Here is a 15,885-nt window from a genome sequence, read left to right on the forward strand (position 1 = left end):
CGGCGGTTCGTTCTGCTGCCCGGCTTACTGCCCCGATGCCGGGTGGAGCCGGATGTCGTGGTGCATCTCGCCGTCCGTGCGCGTCACCGAGAGGAACTCGGCGCGCGGAGCGTGGGACGAGCCGGCCGCGATGAGCGTGTACGTGCCGGGCTCCAGACCGGTGATCCGGTAGCGGCCGCCTGCCGCCCGGACGCCTGCCTGGCGCTTGCCCCGGGAACTGACGACCGTGATCCAGGCACCGCAGTCGACCGGGTGGTCGTCGCACCGGACGGAACCGCTGACCGTGACCGAACCGCCGGTCCTCGAACCGCCGGTCCTCGAACCGCCGGCGTTCGGGCCGCCGCTGTTCCGCGCCCGGTCCGGTCCGCTGCCGACCGTGCGGGCGGCGTCCTGCGCGGGCACCGCCGTCCCGGGCCCTGCCGGGTGCCCGGCCCGGGCCGTGACCGGTCCGCGCGGTCCAGGCGTGCTGCCCGGCTTCCGCTCGTCGGCCTGCCGCCGGGTGTGTGCGGCCCACGCCGCGAGGACCTCCTGGGTACGGCGCTCCCGTGGCGTGGTGGGCGGCGTCCCTGCGGCTGCTTCGGCCGGCGCGGTGACCGGCTCGGCGGACGCGGTGACGGTCTCCAGACCGCGGCCCTCGGCGAATCCGGCCAGCACCTCGTCCAGCGCGGCCAGTTCCCTGAGCGCGGTGTGCAGCCGGTCGGCGCGGGGACCTGCCGGGGCGCCCCGCAGCTGCCCTTCGAGGTCACGGACGAGCGGGCTCACCCGGACCCAGGTGCCGCCGGGCTCCCCGGTCGAAAAGTGCCGGTCGAGCTCCCGCAGCGACTCCAGGAGCGTCTGCGTGATCCGCTCGACGTGCCCGGTGAGCCGGGGCCCGAGATCGATGTCGACATCGGCCGCGGCGGCGAGTGCCCGTGCGTGCGCGGTGGCGGTGGCGAGGAGCGCGAGCCGGTTCTCGGCACCGCGTCCCCGTATCCCCAGCGGCATCCGGACCAGCGGCCGGGCCACACTGCGGACCTGGAACAGGGCCGCGTCGACCCCGCGGGCCGCGCCGCGCAGCCGGACCGGGGCCTCGGGGTCCTCCCAGCGTTCGCGGACCTGGCTGATCAGGTGCTCCAGCGCCGCGACATAGCCGCGATCGGCCTCCTGGGCGACCTTCCGGGTGGAGAGCGGGAAGATCAGCGCGGCGCAGGCGGTGGCGACGAGGATGCCGAGCCCGTTGTCCAGCAGACGCTCGCCCAGCAGGTGGTCCATCCTGCTGTACGGGGTCGACATCCCGTACAGCTGGACGAGAGCGGTGACGAGTCCCACGACCCAGTAGGCGTACTGGCGCTGCATGCCCCAGGCGCCCAGGGCCAGTCCCGCCACGATGACCAGCAGGGTCCAGTAGATGTGGCCGGGGCCGATGACATGGAGCAGCCAGATGCCGATCACCGCACCGGCGACCGTGCCGACCATGCGGTGGGCGAGCTTGCGCAGCCGCTCGTGTGTGGTGTTGGTGCCGAACAGCGTGATCATCACGCCGACCAGTCCCCAGTAGAAGCGCCGGGGGTCGATGGCGTCGGTGATCGGGCAGACGATGGCGCAGGCGACCGCCGCGTGCAGCGGTACGCGTACGTACGGGACGACGCGCCGCCAGCCCTTCAGCTCCTGGGCCGCCGCGACCCGCCGGGCGACCGCGCCGGTTCCGGCCGGGCGGTTCTGCTCCAGGGCGACCGTGGGCTGGAAGGGCACCTTGGCGCGGGCCTTCGGCGCGTTCCAGCCGAGTTCGAGCCAGTGCGCGAGTGAGTCGGCGAGCGAGTCGAGGAGGTGGCCGACCCTCCGGGCCAGCATCGCGGCCTCGGCCTCGTCGGGGCTCGCGTTCCGGTCGGAGAGGACCTCGGTGGCCTGCTGCTGGATGAGCCGGGCCGCCGGGTGCAGGGCGTCGGCCCGGCCGAGCGGGGTGTCGCGGGCGACGACCAGCGCGACGACCAGCGCCTCGCGCAGCCGCGGCGGCACGGGCATCCGGGCGAGCCGCTGCACCGCCTGGCCTATGCCCTGCAGGGCGAGCTCGGCGTCGAAGAGGTACTGGTGCAGCAGTTCGGCGGTGTGCGGGTCGGCGGCGACCTCGGGCTGGGCGAGGCGGCCGTCGATGGTGACGGTGGTGATGTTGAGACGGCGGAGGCTCCGCCGCATCCGCTTGATGGCGACGTCGTGGTCGGCGTCGGGGTCCAGCGCCGCGGTGGCGGCGTCACCGACCCGGCGCGCCTCGACGACGAACGCGCGCTGGGTACGGAGCAGGTCCTCGCGGGGCATCGGGCAGCAGAGCAGCAGCCGGGTGGCGAGGATGGCCACCGCGGACACCAGCGCCACGACGAACAGCTTCCCGCACAGGTTCAGCGGGATGGCCGCCATCATGCCGACCATGAACGAGTTGAAGAGCATCATGCCGGTGAGCAGCCCGAGCCGCCCGAACCGCGCGAGGAAGAACGTCAGCGCGAGCGCCACCACCATCAGGGTGAGCTGCAGCGCACGGTCGTCGCTCAGCCAAGCGGCGAGCGGCAGCACGGCCGAGTAGGGGAACGGCATCCACAGGATGGCGCGGGTCAGCCGGAGCGGGGTGTTCTCCGCGATGGCGAACGCGCTCATCAGGCCCATCATGCCGCCGACCATCATGCCGAGCATGGCCGGCAGGGTCAGGGCGTGGGACATCCCGTAACCGACGGCGAGGCCGGTGGTGACGGCGACCAGCGAGCGCCACCCGGACTGCAGCTGGCCGAGACCGGGGTCGGCGGCGAGTACCCCGTCCCACCAGCGTCTCGGCCCGCCGACCCGGCGGGGTGCGACGGAGCCTCCGGTACGGGGTGGCCTGCCCCCGTCCCCTTCGGCTGCGGATTCGGTGGCTTGCGCGGCTTCGGTGGCTGGGGTGGTCAACTGACCTCCGGTTCGACGGCCTGCAGAAGGGTGGACACCGCATCCCGGGCCAGTCCCACAGCCCGCTCCGGATCGTCGACGTTCGTGCCCAGCCCTTCGAGAAGGGCCGACGCCATACGCTGCCGCGCCCGCTCCAGGAGCTCTCCGCCGGCAGGTGTGAGCGACGCCTCGACAACGCGCCGGTCCTTGGAGCAGCGTTCGCGCCCGATGAGTCCGCGCTCCTCCAGCTCCTGGAGGAGCAGGGTCACCCGCGGCTGGGCGATGCCGGTGTAGGCGGCGATCTCGGTGACCCGGCGCGGCCTGGGTTCCAGGGCGTCGAGTACGGCGGCGTGGCTGCGCGGAAGTCCGAATTCCCCGGCCCTGAAGAGCGCCTGGGAGAGCCGTCCGATGCCTCGCAGGAGTCCTCGGGCGGCGTCCTCGATCCGCTGCTCGTCGGATGCCGAAGATAGATGCATATCGCAATTATATATTGCCGTCAGGTGTGCTCATCGACGTACCGGCGGCCGGGCGGCACCGTCAGCCCGCGCGAACGGTGCGGCCCCGGCGGATGTCAGCCCCGCTTGTCCCCACCGTTGTGCCGGGCCCACGGGTGCCGCAGATGGATCCACACGTCCCGCGCCCGGCGTCCGGCCTCGGTACGGCTGGCGGCGACCAGCGTGCGCGCCTGGTCCGGGGTCTCCACCATGGGGCCCGAGCCGCGCAGCGGCCGGCCCGCCGTCTCGTGCAGGAAATAGGTGGCGATGAATCCGATGACCCCGGCGACCATCAGGTAGTACGCGGGGACCATGTCGTTCTTGGTGACCTCGACCAGGCCCGATGCGATCAGCGGCGTCGTACCGCCGAAGAGCGAGACCGAGACGTTGAACGAGATCGACAGGGCCCCGTAGCGCAGCCGGGTCGGGAAGAGCGCGGGCAGGGTGGACGCCGACGTACCGGCGAAGCACACCAGCAGCAGACCCAGGATGAGGCAGCCGAACGCGGGCTGCAGGATGCCGCCCTGCTTGATCAGGAGGAACGCCGGAATCGAGAGGGCGATGAGCGCGATACTGCCCGCCATGAAGACGGGCCTGCGGCCCCAGCGGTCGGAGCTGCGGCCCACCGTGGTGATGGTGAGCACCACCACGATCATGGTGCCGAGCACCAGCAGCTGGGCGGTGAGCGCGTCCTGGCCGAGCGTCTCGGTCATGAAGGTCGGCAGGTACGAGGTCACCATGTAGTTGGTCACGTTGTAGAGCAGGACAAGCCCCATGCAGATGAGCACCGCCTGCCAGTGCTGGGTGAAGATCTCCTTCAGCCGTCCGTGGCCGGACTGCCGGGCCACTTCCACCGGGTCCTCGTCGCCCTCGTCGTGCGGCGCCTTCGCGTACTCCGCCGCGGCCTCCTCGGCCTGGCGCTTGAAGGCGGGGGTCTCCTCCAGCCGCAGCCGCATGTAGAGGCCGATCAGCCCGAGGGGCCCGGCCACCAGGAACGGGATCCGCCAGCCCCAGTGCACCATTCCGTCGTGCCCGAGCGCCGCGGTCAGGATGGTGACGATGCCGGAACCGAGCGAGTAGCCGACGAACGTACCGAAGTCCAGCCAACTGCCCAGGAATCCACGCCTCTTGTCGGGTGAGTACTCGGCGATATAGGTGGTCGCTCCGGCATATTCACCACCGGTGGAGAAACCCTGCACGAGCCGGCAGACGAGCAGCAGGATCGGCGCGGTGAACCCGATCGAGTCGTAACTCGGCAGGAACGCGACGGCGAATGTACTGATCGCCATCATGATCATGGTCGCGGCGAGTACGCGTTTACGGCCGATACGGTCGCCGAGCGGGCCGAACACCAGGCCGCCGAGAGGCCGCACGAGGAATGCCGCGGCGAACGTGGCGAAGGTGGACACGACCTGCGCCCCGGGCGAGCTGGAAGGGAAGAAGACCTCGCCGAGGATGCCCGCCAAATAGGCGTACACACCGAAGTCGAACCACTCCATCATGTTGCCGAGAGCGGATGCGGACACCGCCCTGCGCACTTCGGGTTTGTCGGTGACCGTCACGTCCTCGACACTCAGTGACCGTTTGCGGCGCCGTAGCAGGATACGGAGGAGCCGGTCGTTGGCGGAGTTCGATCCGCCGGACGGCCTTGATTCTCGTCGGGGGCGTCCCTTGCTCATGTCATCCCGTCTGCAGAGCGGCATTTTCCGCGTTCATCATCGCTTCGGTCTCCCCTGTCCAGTTTCTTCGGGGAAACACAGAGACCGCGTGTCGGCGCGGCCTCGGGCACAACCGTCCGCAATACGGAGTGCCGGACCACTCCGTACCCCGTATTGCCGGGACAATGCAGCTGCGAAATCCCGGCCGCCCACGCCAACCGCGCCATCAGTGCAGTACAGCGCGCGGACGGCCGCACCGCAGCCGGTACGGACCACGGGCCGCCGGTCACCGGCCGCCGACCACGACCGCGAACCACGAACAGATCCGGAGAAAGGCATGATCCCCCAGGAGACAGGCGATTTCGGTACGGCCGCTGGGGAAACGGCGGACGGCGAGGCCGGAAAAGTCACATCCGAGCAGTGGAAATGGTCGGTGCTGGCCGGTATGGCCTCCTACATGGACGCCGGATCCATCGTCGCGCTGGGCGCGGGGCTCGTGATGTTCCAGTCGTATCTGCACCTGAGCTCGAATGCCGTGGGGCTGCTCGCGGCGCTGGGACCCAATGCGGTCGGCTGTGCCATCGGCGCGTTCATCGGGGGCCGGCTGGGTGACACGCTGGGCCGCAAACGCATCTACAAGTACGATCTGCTGGTCTATGCGGCGGGAATTCTCTGCATCGCTCTCGCGGTCAACCCGCTGATGCTTTTTCTGGGCACTTTTGTCGTAGGACTCGCCGTGGGCGCGGACGTCCCCACTTCTCTCGCGCTGGTGGGTGAGTTCGCACCGGCGTCGGCGCGTGGAAAGCTGCTCGGATTCACTCAGATCGCCTGGAGTCTGGGCCCGGTCATCGTGCTCCTGCTCGCGCTCGCCCTCGCCCCGTTCGGCCTGCTCGGCATTCGACTGGTGTTTCTCCAGCTGTTCGTCGTGGCACTGGTCACGTGGGCGCTGCGGCGCGGTCTGGCGGAATCGGCGCGCTGGAAAAGGGCGTTCGCCTCGGGAATGCAGGCACGGCCCACCGCGAGGGCACTCTTCCGGGGGCCGAACCGGAACGCGCTGATCTGGACCGGGACGATCTACCTCTTCTGGGGACTGGCCGCCGCGACCAACGGCATCTTCACCCCGTACATGATCAGGACCCTGCACGCGGGCAGCCAGTCGGCGGGGGTGGGACTCGCCTGTGCGGGGTTCGTGGTGAGCATCGGCGCGGCGCTGCTGTTCATGAGCTACGTCGACCGGAGTCACCTCACCCGCAAATGGATGTGGGGTGCGGGCGGCGCCATGCAGGTCATCGCCTATGTCAGCTATCTGGTTCTGCCGTTCACCATCCCGGTGATCATCCTGAACATCGTGCTCTTCGCGGTGGGCGGGACATTCGCCGGGGAGCCGCTCTACAAGATCTTCAGCCAGGAGCTGTTCCCGACCATGCTGCGCGGCACGGCCCAGGGCTTCACCTTCGGCCTCTCGCGGACCTTCGTCGGCATCTGGAGCCTGTTCGTACCGGCGCTCGCCAGCACCGGCATCCGGCCGGTGGCCGCGCTGCTGGCCGTGTTCCTGGTGATCAGCGGGGCGGTCGGCTTCTTCTTCATGCCCGACACGGCGGGCAAGTCGCTGGAGGAGATCGAGGCGGAGCGCGCCTTCGCCTGAGCGGGCCCGCCCCACTTCTGCCACCGCGTACGCACGTGGCGGATCTGGGCGGATTTACCGTGAACTTTCTGGCTGTCTTCCGCATCCCACTGCTTGGAAACGTGAAGAACGCGCACCGCATTGCTGAGAAGCGCACCATTTGAGAGTGGAGATCGATCGACATGGCTGAGCAGTATCGGAACAGCACCGCCCGGCGCGCAGGCGCCCGCACCCGCATCGCCCGCCGTATAGGCGGCGCGGGGCTCGCCGTCGTCGCTGTCGCCGGACTCGGGCTCGCCGGTGCCGGGGCCGCCCAGGCGGCGTCCGTGCCCACCTGCGCCACCTCGGGGCTCACTGCCTCCTTCGGGCAGGGGCTGGCCGGCGGCATGAACCACGAGGGCGTCGTCCTCAAGCTCAAGAACACCAGCGGCCACACCTGCGACCTGCGCGGCTACCCGGGACTCGGCCTCCAGGACGCCGGCCACCACACACTGGCCTCCAAGGTGCACTGGGGCAGCACGTGGTATGCCAAGGGCCCGGCCAAGCAGACGCTGACCCTCAAGAACGGCCAGAGCGCCGAGTCGGTCATCGCCTGGACGCACGCCAACACCGGTACGTCCGACGCCCGGCACGCCTCCTACCTGGTGGTCACACCGCCCGCGTCCACCACGCACAAGACGCTGAAGTTCCCGCAGTGGGTCGACAACGGTGAGCTCGACGTCACCGCGCTCGCCACGCACATCAGCGTCAACGGCTGATCAGGGCACCAGGGCACAGAGGAAGGGGGCGGGCCGCAGGTGCGGCCCGCCCCCTTCCGGTTCCTGCTCCTGGTTCCCGCGTCCTGTGCTCAGCTGCCCGAGCCTGCCGAGAACGCCCCGACCTGCGGCCCCGAGTTTCCGTCCGTCGGCACCGGGCCACCGTTCCACGGCACGATCAGCGCGACCTGCTCGTCCGGCGGAGTGACCCGTACGGTCGGCGGTGTCACCTTGCCCGACCCCGACACGTCCGGGTTGCTGAACGACAGCGGCGCCCAGGCGCTCGCTCCGGGTGCCACCTTCACCGGCCCGCCGGAGGAGCCGGTGCGTGCGGGATCCACCGAGACCTGGCCGCCCCCGTTGTCCACGAAGGCCAGGCCCGGGAAACCGCTGACGGTGCAGGTGTGGCCGGACTTGTTGGTGAGGACCAGTGCGAAGTTCTCCTGCCCCGCGCCGGGGTGGTCGTCGCCGATCGAAAGACCGAGTTCCGAGGTGTGGCAGCGGGTCGAGCGGTTCGGTGCGGGTGAGTTCCCGCCTCCGCCGCCGCTGCTGCTCCTCGGCGGAGTCGCACCGCTGGTGCCGGAGCTCTTCGACCCGGACGGGGTGACAGGCGGCTCCGATCCGCTGCCGGACCCCACCGGCTGCGGGGGCGGTCCCTTGCTGCTGTCGGCCGCGGGGACCGAAGCGCCGCTGGTCACCGGGCCGCCGACGCTGGCCACCTTCTGCGGACCCGAGTCGGCGTTGCCGCACCCGCTGAGCAGCAGCGCGCCCGCGACGGCCGCGGTCGCGGCGCCGGCGAGCAGGCCCCGGCGGGCGGCGAATCCGGTCCTCTCGCCGGCCCCGGTCAGATGGTCGTCGCTGCCCCGCTGTCCTGGATTCGGCATGGTGCCTACCGTCCCTTCTGTGACGTCCCTATGACTACCTCCGATGACCGGAAGGACCGAAAAGTTCACGCAGTAGCCCGCACACTCCGCAGAATGCGGTCGGTGGCGTCGGCGCCGAAACTCTCGGCGCACCTGATCTGCACGTACACCGGCGGACTGCCCTTGGCGACCGGGACCAGCGCGACTTCCTTGAGGCTCCTGCCCTCGGTTCCGCAGACATCCCAGGTGCGGACGGTGCCGTGCCACCGGCTGTCCGAGTACGTCGTCGTGGCGGCGGCCTTGCAGCCCGGGTGCGTGCTCTTCTTCACCTTCGCGGTCAGGGCCGCCGAACTGTCAGTGCCGGTACCGGCCGTACCGGCGAACACGCCGTCGTCGTCCGTCCGCAGATCGGACCAGCCCGAGACGGAGTCCGCCACTGTCAGACCGGGCCGGTGCGTACCGTCGAGGCCGAGGACGCCGGGCGACCAGCCGGAGTCGGCCAGTTGCACGGCCCAGGCGTGCGGGACTTCCAGACTGAGCTTCCCGGTGGCGTCGCTGACCTTCTCCGTACTGGGCGGCCTCTGCTCCCACAGGGTCAGCGCCGTTCCCGCCCCGGCGGCGACGGCCACGGCCGTCAGCACGATCAGTACGGTCCGCAGGGTCCGGGGACGCCGCGTACGAGCATGCGGCGAGTCACCGGCCCCGCCGGGTGCGGCAGGCACCGGCGACGCGGAGGCCCCCGGCTGCCCAGGAGTCCCGGGCGAAGTGAAGGACGCCGGGGCCCCCGGCGAGGCGACGTATTCGGGTGGGCCGAAGACCCCGGAGAACGCAACGGCTTCCGGGGAGGGCGACGGTGCCGCGGATGCGCCCGGATCCGGGGGTACGGGCGAGCCGAACACCGGACCCGGAGGCACGGGCGTCGGGTCACCAGGGACCGAAGGTGCACCGGAAGCCGTCGGTACGGGCGAACCGGCAGGAGCCAAAGGTGCACCGGAGGAAGGAGGTATGGGTGAACCAGCAGGGACCGAAGGTGCACCGGAGGAGGACGGTATGGGCGAACCGGCAGGGGCCGAAGGTACGGGCGAGCCGCCGGGGACGTCCGGCACCGGCGAGCCTGCCGGGGCAGAAGCCACGCCCGAGCCCAGCGGGACGCCAGGTACGGGCGAGCCCGCCGTGGCAGCAGAGACGCCCGAGCCGCCCGGGGCCGGTTCCGCCGCCCCGGACGTGAGCAGCTCCCGCACCCTCTCCAGTTCCGCCGTGAACGCCCGCGCGCTCTCCCAGCGACGCTCCCGGTCCGGGTCCATGGCCCGCTGCACCGCTGCCACGACCGGCGCCGCCAGGCCGGGCCGCAGCTCGTCGGCCGGGAGCACCTTGCCAGGCGGGCCGGGGACCGTGCCGGTGAGCAGGTGGTGGAGGACGGCGCCGAGACTGTAGACGTCGGCGCGCGGGTCGATGCCGTCGTACGGCTGCGCCTGCTCGGGTGCCATATAGCCGCTGCTGCCCGCGATCACGGTGAGGCCGGACGCCTGCGCCAGGTTCTTCGCCAGGCCCAGGTCCGCGATGAGTACCCGCTCGGTGCCGCCCGGCCGGCCCTTGAGCAGGATGTTCGACGGTTTGATGTCCCGGTGCACGATGTCCGCGTCGTGCAGTGCGGCCGCGCCGCGCGCCGCCTCGGCGGTCAGCCGCAGCGCCTCGTCCACATCGAGCTCGCCCGCGGTCAACAGGTCGTCCAGGGTGCCGTGATCGGCGTACTCCATGACGAAGTAGGGCCGCCCGTCAGGGAGATCACCGATGTCGAAGACCTGGACCACGCCACCCGAGTTCGCCCTGCGCAGCAATCGCGCCTCCGCCACGAAGCGTTCCCGGATGTCCAGGCGGTACGACCAGTTGTCGGCCATCACCTTCACCGCGACCTCGGCGTGCAGCCGTTCGTCGTGGGCCAGCCACACCACGGCGAAGGCCCCCGTGCCGAGGCGCCGCAGTACGCGGTACCGGCCAATCTCTTCTGGTACGGACATGTGGCTATCATGCATGGGTGATCCCCCAGCGAGTCCAGCCGGCCCGACCGGCGGACACCCTCCCGTGACCCGGCCCGCCGATGGAACAGAGGCCCTGGCCATCCAGGCGTCCGGCGGCGACCAGGCAGCCCTGGACGCCCTGCTCCGGGACATCAGTCCCGATGTGCTGCGCCGCTGTGCCCGGTTCCTCCTGTACCGCGAGGACGCCGAGGAGGCCGCCCAGGACGTGCTCGTCCAAGTGGCGCGCAACATCCACCGCTTCGAGGGCCGCAGCAAGTTCAGCACCTGGCTGTACACGGTGGTCGCCAACTGCTCGCGGCAGAAGTACCGCGAGCTCAAGCGGCGCTCGGCGGAGACCCCGCTGACCACGGCGGAGACGACCCACCCCGACCCGCGTACCACCAGCGTGATCGCGGGCTCGCGCGTCGATCTGCTCGAAGCGCTGGAGCGGCTGGAGCGCGAGGCCCCGCAGCTGGTGACGCCGCTGATCTACCGCGACATCTGCGAACTCGACTACGCGGAGATCGCCGACCGGATGAACCTGCCCGTCGGCACCGTGAAGTCCCGGCTGCACCGCGCCCGCCAGCAGGTCAGGCCCTGGCTGATCGGCGGGGACACGGCCGAAGGGCCGGGCGGCGCCGAAGCCTGAGGGCCGGCGCAGGCCATGCCCGGGTATGCCGGACATGACGGGTTCGGAAACCCTCGACGAGACCGAAGAACGTGATGAAGCTTTCACAAGGCGTGGAGTGGGGTCTGCACTGTGCCACGTTGCTCGCCCAGGTGCCGCCCGGCGGGCTGATGCGCCGCGACGCGCTGGCCGGCCACTTCGGCCTGCCCGAGGCGTATCTGTCCAAGCACCTCCAGGCGATGACCAGAGCCGGTGTGCTGTACGCCAACTCCGGCCCGAAGGGCGGCTACCGGCTGGCCCGCGCCCCCGAGTCGGTGTCCGTCCTGGATGTGGTGGAGGCCATCGAGGGCGCCGCGCCGCCCTTCGTCTGCCAGGAGATCCGGCAGCGCGGAACCGGCGCCTCCTCTCCCGCGGAGTGCCGGCGCCCCTGCGTGGTCAACACCGTGATGAACGAGGCCGACGAGGCCTGGCGCGCCTCGCTGCGCTCGGTCACCATCGCCGGACTCGTCGCGCGGCTGCCCGATTCGGTGCGTACGCGCAACGAGGAGACGCTCCCGCGGTCGGCTCACTGAGTGCCGGTCGGGCACCGGCCGGCTTCATTCCACGAGAGGCCCCGTAGCCCTCCCGGCGGCCAACCCCAGGCGCCGCGCGTCGTGTTCGGGCCGGATCGCGGCGATGGCCACCGCTCCCGCGACGAACATGACGCCCGCGGCGAGGAGAAAGGCGGTGCGATAGCCCGCCTGCTGGGTCGCCCCCGCGTCGATGAGGTGGCCGGTGACGGCCGGAACCACGAGGCCGGGAAGGGTGCCAGTGGCGGCGACGATACCGAACACCGCGCCTCGCTGGGAGGTGGGGACGGCCTCTGCCGTGGTCATGTAGTGCAGGGGAACAGCTACGGAGCCACAGGCGAAGGCCACACCGATGAGCAGGACGCGGGGGCCCTGTGCGTCGATCAGGGGGAAAACCGCCATGGCCACCGCCGCGACGCACACGGCAGCGCCCTGCAGCCCACCGCACGACCAACGACTCGGCACACCACGGGACTTGAGCAGGTCGACGAACGGCGAGACCGTCAACAGCAGGACGAGGCTGAAGGCCGCGACGACGCTGATGGTGGTCGCGGCGGTCCCCGCCGTCATACCGAGCTGTGTCCGGAGGTAGGCGGGCAGCCACGCCTGGCTCAGGGACAGCGCCCAGGAGGCTCCGAAAGCGCTGGATATGCTCCCCAGCACCGTGCCGTTGAGCAGCAGTCTGCGGTAGGGCAGCCGGTCGGAGGTCTGTGGCGCGGCGGGGCTGTGGGGCGTCCGGCGAGTCTCGTCGTACGGACCGTCATGTCCGCCCTTCCACCACACCAGGCTCCAGACCGCGCTGGTCACGCCGAGGGCCGCGAAGGCCGAACGCCAGCCGAAGGCGCTGATGAGCCAGGTGACCACCGGCGCGGCGACCAGGGTGCCCAGGGCCGCGCCGCCGATCTGCAGCGCCGATGGCAGCCCGCGCCGCTCGGGCGGGAACCACTTGTACAGGGCGTGCATGGACATCGAGGCGGCGGGCCCTTCGGCGGCGCCGAGCAGCAGGCGGCCGGCGACGAGGGTGGGGACCGTGGCCACGACGAGAACCGGGAGCTGAGCCACCGCCCACAGCAGCCCCATGGCGAACAGCAGCAGCCGGCTGGACAGGCGCGCCGAGAAGAACCCGACGACCAGGCCGGAGAGGCTGAACAGCAGGAAGAAGGAGCTGGAGACCAGCCCGTAGGTGCTGTTGCTGATGTGCAGCTCGTCCATCACCGGGACTGCGGCCAGTCCCAGGACGGACTTGTCGGCGAAGTTGACGACCATGAAGGCCACGATCAGGGCCGTGACCAGCCAGGCGCGGCGACGGTCGTAGGAGGGTGAGGGAGATGGCGCTGTGCGGCCGTCGGTGTCTCCGTCGGCAGAAGACCGGAGTTGGGGGCGGGGCCGGGATCTGGGTCGGGGTGCCAAGAGTGACTCCTGCGGGTTCGGGGAAGAGCAGGGGGCCGGGGTGCCGGGCAGGTGCGTGCCCGGCGGGCGGCTCGCCGGCCGGCGGCTGCCCGGCGGGCGGAGCAGGGGGGCGGAGCGCTGGACGGTTCCCCGGCGCACACCTGCCCGGCCGGCGGCGGCCGTTCAGATCAGCGACTTGGCTATCGCGTTCTTGTGGATCTCGCTGGTGCCGGTGACGACACGGAACATGCGCAGCGTCCGGAAGATCTGCTCGACCTCGTGGCCTCGGGTGAGCCCGGCCTTGCCGTGGATCTGTACGGCCTCGTCGGCGACGCGGAAACAGGACTCGGCGGTGAGCAGCTTGCACATGTTGGCCTCGACGGCGATGTTCGCCCCCTGGTCGGCGCGGGCTGCCGTGGCCATGACCGCGGAGCGGGCGGCGTAGATGTCGGTGGCCATGTCGGCGAGCTTGTGCTGGATGGCCTGGAGGGCGAGGAGCGGCTGCCCGAAGGCGATGCGGCTCTTGGAGTACTCCACCGACAGGTCCCAGGCGCGCCGTGCCGCACCGATGAGCGAGGGGCAGTGCAGGAGGCGGTTGAGGGTGATGCGGCCGATGCCGATGCGCAGTCCCTGGCCGGTCTCGCCCAGCAGGTTCGCGGCGGGGACGCGGCAGCCGTCGAAGTCCAGGTCCCCTTCCATCTGCTGTCCTGACATGGGGACTTCGCCGTCGAGGACCCGGCAGCCGGGGCTGTCGAGGTCGACGAGGAACGCGCTGTACGACTCCTCCGTACCGGCCATGCGGGCGACGACGACGGCGAAGTCGGCGAAGGGGGCGGCCGAGCTGAACACCTTCCGTCCGGTGAGCAGGTAGGAATCGCCGTCGGGTGTGGCGGTGGTGGTCATGCGCCGTACGTCCGAGCCCGCGTCCTGCTCGGTGATGGAGAAGCAGCAGGCACGTTCGCCCCGGATGACGGGGAGCAGATAGCGCTCCAGCTGGTACTCGGTCGCGTACTTCACGATGGAGCCGGCGCGCAGCGGTCCGCCCATGTCGCCGAGGACCGAGTGGGACAACACGGCGCCGGATGCGGTCAGTTCCTCCTTCAGAGCGCAGAGTTCGACCAGGCTCAGCCCCTGCCCGCCCAGCTCGGTGGGCAGGCTGACGCCGTAGAAGCCGAGTTCGCGGCTGCGTTTCCAGACGTGTTCGAGAGTCGGCCGGTCCAGCTTGGTCTCGGGGGTCAGGCCCCGCTCGCGCTCGTACGGGATGAGTTCCTCGTGGAGGTAGCGGCGCAGGTCGGCGACCAGTGCCTGAAGGCGCGGGTTGTCGTCGTAGGAGGGTTCGAGGGTGAAGGGCATGGGGTGGCTCCTGTTCAGCGGAGTGCGGCGGGCTTCGCGGGGCGGGCGGCGGCAGACCTCAGTGGACGCGGCGCTCGGCGCCCGCCCAGTAGGGGTCGCGGATCGCCCGGCGGTCGACCTTGCCGTTGGGGTTGTGGGGCAGCGCGGCGACGAAGTCGACCGAGCGCGGCTTCTTCATGCTCGCCAGGTGTTCGGCGCAGAACTCGATGAGCCCGGCCTCGGTCGGCGTGCTGCCCTCGCGCGGCACGACGACGGCCTTGACCGCCTCGCCCCACCGGTCGTCCGGGACGCCGACCACGGCAGCCGCGTACACCTCCGGATGCTCGTGCAGGACGGACTCGACCTCGACGGCGTAGATGTTGAAACCGCCGGAGATGATCATGTCCTTCTTGCGGTCGACGATGAAGACGTAGCCGTCCGCGCGGCGGCGCGCGAGGTCGCCGGTGAGGAACCAGCCGTCGCGGAAGGAGGCGGCGGTGAGGTCCGGTTCATTGAAGTACCCGGGTACGACGTCGGGGCCCCGTACGGCTATCTCCCCGACCTCGCCGTCCGGCACCGGCACCCCGTGTTCGTCCACGACCGCGACCTCGGCCTCGGCACGCGGCCGGCCGCAGGACAGCAGCAGCTCCTCGTCCTCGCCCTCGATGGCGCGCCGGTGGTCCTCCGTCGACAGGAACAGCACTCCCGATGTGGTCTCCCCGCAGCCGTACCCCTGGGAGAGCACCGGACCGAACAACTCCCAGGCCTCGCGGATGCGCTGGGGCGACATGGGCGCGGCCCCGTAGATCAGCTGGCGCAGCGTGGAGACGTCGTAGGAGCGGGCGTCCGGCAGCGCGAGCACGGTGTTGACCATGGTCGGGACGACGAACGCGTGCGTCGCGCCCTCCCGTTGGACGGCGGCGAGGAAGCCCTCGGCGTCCCAGCTCGGCAGCACCACCGCGCACCCGCCCGCGAAGAAGATGCCGAGCAGCGGCATACCCGAGGCGTGGGTCACCGGCCCGGCCAGGATCTGCCGGTCGCCGGGGCCGACACGGGTGTCCGGGCCCATCACCATCTTGCGCATCACCGCGGCACGGTTGCCGTACGTCTGGATCGCGGCCTTGAGCTTGCCCGTCGAGCCGGAGGTGAAGTGAAGGACGGCGGGGTCGCCGTCGTCGCAGTCGGTGTCGACAGGCTCGGGCGCGGTTTCGGCGAGGAGGCCGGCGTAGCCGGGACCGAGGTCGCTCGGCCCGTCGTAGCCGATCACCGTCCCTACCCCGCTGACGGGCACCGCGTGCCGCGCCGCGTCCAGGTGGGCGGCGTCGGCAAGGAGGACGCGCGCCCCCGACTCGCGCAGCAGATGGGCCACTTCCCGCTCACCGAGCCGGGCGTTGACCGGGGCGCGCACCAGCGCCGCCTTGTAGAGGGCCATCTCCGTGACGACGAGTTCCGCGCGGTTGGCCGCCAGGGTCGCCACACAGTCGCCCTTGCGGAGACCCAGGCCGCGCAGTGCGGTTGCCAGCCGGTCGCTGTGCTCGTCGAGGGCCGCGTAGGTGAGCCGGGTCGTCCCGCAGACCACGGCTTCGGCGTCGGGCTGATGGCTGGTCGTCCTGCGTAGGTACCGTCCGAGGTTCATCGCGCTCCATCACCAGTTCCTGGGCAATCG

Annotated in this window: 12 protein-coding genes; 4 read left to right on the forward strand and 8 right to left on the reverse strand. The window is 70.9% G+C overall.

All coding sequences use genetic code 11. The annotated features are described in order from the left end of the window. Positions 1–24: 24 nt before the first annotated feature. The 3 genes from OG210_RS03735 to proP form a co-directional block, all read right to left on the reverse strand. Positions 25–2,910 (reverse strand): FUSC family protein, encoded by a 2,886-nt coding sequence (locus OG210_RS03735; RefSeq protein WP_328332449.1) that lies wholly within the window; start codon positions 2,908–2,910, stop codon positions 25–27. Continuing rightward, complete coding sequence (locus tag OG210_RS03740; RefSeq protein WP_328332447.1) at positions 2,907–3,365, reverse strand: MarR family transcriptional regulator; 459 nt, start codon at positions 3,363–3,365, stop codon at positions 2,907–2,909. Before OG210_RS03740 ends, OG210_RS03735 begins: the two co-directional genes overlap by 4 nt. 95 nt (positions 3,366–3,460) lie before the next feature. After that, entirely contained in the window at positions 3,461–5,086 is a 1,626-nt protein-coding gene (gene proP / locus OG210_RS03745) for a glycine betaine/L-proline transporter ProP (RefSeq protein ID WP_371534974.1), read from the reverse strand. A gap of 292 nt (positions 5,087–5,378) precedes the next feature. Here proP and OG210_RS03750 point away from each other — a divergent pair, with 292 nt between their 5' ends. Next, complete coding sequence (locus OG210_RS03750; RefSeq protein WP_328332443.1) at positions 5,379–6,686, forward strand: MFS transporter; 1,308 nt, start codon at positions 5,379–5,381, stop codon at positions 6,684–6,686. A 161-nt stretch (positions 6,687–6,847) separates the two neighbouring features. Then, positions 6,848–7,423: a DUF4232 domain-containing protein gene (locus OG210_RS03755; RefSeq protein WP_328332441.1), complete on the forward strand. Its 576-nt coding sequence runs from the start codon at positions 6,848–6,850 to the stop codon at positions 7,421–7,423. An 89-nt stretch (positions 7,424–7,512) separates the two neighbouring features. Here the strand turns inward: OG210_RS03755 and OG210_RS03760 are convergent, their stop codons facing one another. Both OG210_RS03760 and OG210_RS03765 read right to left on the reverse strand, forming a co-directional pair. After that, on the reverse strand, positions 7,513–8,304 hold the full coding sequence (locus tag OG210_RS03760; RefSeq protein WP_371534975.1) for a DUF4232 domain-containing protein: 792 nt from the start codon (positions 8,302–8,304) through the stop codon (positions 7,513–7,515). Positions 8,305–8,369: 65 nt separating this feature from the next. Then, a complete protein-coding gene (locus OG210_RS03765; RefSeq protein ID WP_328332437.1) occupies positions 8,370–10,301 on the reverse strand; it encodes a protein kinase in 1,932 nt (643 codons plus the stop codon). Positions 10,302–10,314: 13 nt separating this feature from the next. Between OG210_RS03765 and OG210_RS03770 the strand changes: the two genes are divergently transcribed. Both OG210_RS03770 and OG210_RS03775 read left to right on the forward strand, forming a co-directional pair. Further along, on the forward strand, positions 10,315–10,950 hold the full coding sequence (locus OG210_RS03770; RefSeq protein WP_371534976.1) for an RNA polymerase sigma factor: 636 nt from the start codon (positions 10,315–10,317) through the stop codon (positions 10,948–10,950). A gap of 74 nt (positions 10,951–11,024) precedes the next feature. Further along, the gene (locus OG210_RS03775; RefSeq protein WP_328332433.1) at positions 11,025–11,501 is read left to right on the forward strand and encodes an Rrf2 family transcriptional regulator; all 477 of its coding nucleotides are present in this window, start codon (positions 11,025–11,027) and stop codon (positions 11,499–11,501) included. A 24-nt stretch (positions 11,502–11,525) separates the two neighbouring features. Here OG210_RS03775 and OG210_RS03780 read toward each other — a convergent pair whose 3' ends face one another. The 3 genes from OG210_RS03780 to OG210_RS03790 form a co-directional block, all read right to left on the reverse strand. Beyond that, on the reverse strand, positions 11,526–12,908 hold the full coding sequence (locus OG210_RS03780; RefSeq protein ID WP_371534977.1) for an MFS transporter: 1,383 nt from the start codon (positions 12,906–12,908) through the stop codon (positions 11,526–11,528). 162 nt (positions 12,909–13,070) lie between these two features. After that, positions 13,071–14,240, reverse strand: a complete 1,170-nt coding sequence (locus tag OG210_RS03785) for an acyl-CoA dehydrogenase family protein (RefSeq protein ID WP_371534978.1) — start codon at positions 14,238–14,240, stop codon at positions 13,071–13,073. A gap of 58 nt (positions 14,241–14,298) precedes the next feature. Continuing rightward, positions 14,299–15,855, reverse strand: a complete 1,557-nt coding sequence (locus OG210_RS03790) for a long-chain fatty acid--CoA ligase (RefSeq protein ID WP_371534979.1) — start codon at positions 15,853–15,855, stop codon at positions 14,299–14,301. Positions 15,856–15,885: the final 30 nt, after the last annotated feature.

The sequence above is a fragment of the Streptomyces sp. NBC_00466 genome (genome assembly GCF_041433995.1).
In the GTDB taxonomy this organism is placed as follows: Bacteria; Actinomycetota; Actinomycetes; order Streptomycetales; family Streptomycetaceae; genus Streptomyces.